The 620-nt window shown below is 64.0% G+C and carries 1 protein-coding gene; it reads right to left on the bottom strand.

What is annotated here, in order from left to right; genetic code table 11:
- Window positions 1-620, bottom strand: a 620-nt coding sequence (locus tag AC1U2B_RS28595; RefSeq protein WP_480219436.1) for a type I glyceraldehyde-3-phosphate dehydrogenase, incomplete at both ends; no start/stop codon positions are given.

Below are 620 nucleotides of genomic sequence, written 5' to 3'. Positions count from 1 at the left end.
ACGACCTTGGCTTGGTTGTCGATGACCTTGGTCAGTCCGGCGTCGAACAGTGAACTGTGCGGGTCGGTGACGATATCGGACGACACGATCGGGGCGTCGTAGTACTTGAGGATCCCCTTCAACGGGCCCTCGGCGGCGGCCTGCATCGCGGCATTGATCTCCGCGGCCGACGCGGACTTGCCCAGTTCGACGGTCAGGTCGGTGACCGAACCGGTGGGCACCGGCACCCGCAGCGCATACCCATCCAACTTGCCCTTGAGCTCCGGGAGCACCAGGCCAATGGCCTTGGCCGCCCCGGTGGAGGTGGGCACGATGTTGATCGCCGCGGCCCGGGCCCGGCGCAGATCCTTGTGCGGGCCGTCCTGCAGATTCTGGTCCTGGGTGTAGGCGTGGATGGTGGTCATCAAGCCTTTGACGATGCCGAACTCGTCATTGAGCACCTTGGCGATCGGGCCCAGACAGTTCGTGGTGCACGAGGCGTTGGAGATGATGTTCTGGCTACCGTCGTACCTGTCGTCATTGACACCCATCACGATGGTGATGTCCTCACCGGTCGCCGGCGCGGAGATGATCACCTTCTTGGCCCCGGCCTCCAAATGCCCCTTGGCTTTCGCGGCGTC

This window comes from Mycolicibacterium sp. P4_G11 (genome assembly GCF_056555145.1).
This window is presented reverse-complemented; position numbering and strand designations above follow the sequence as displayed.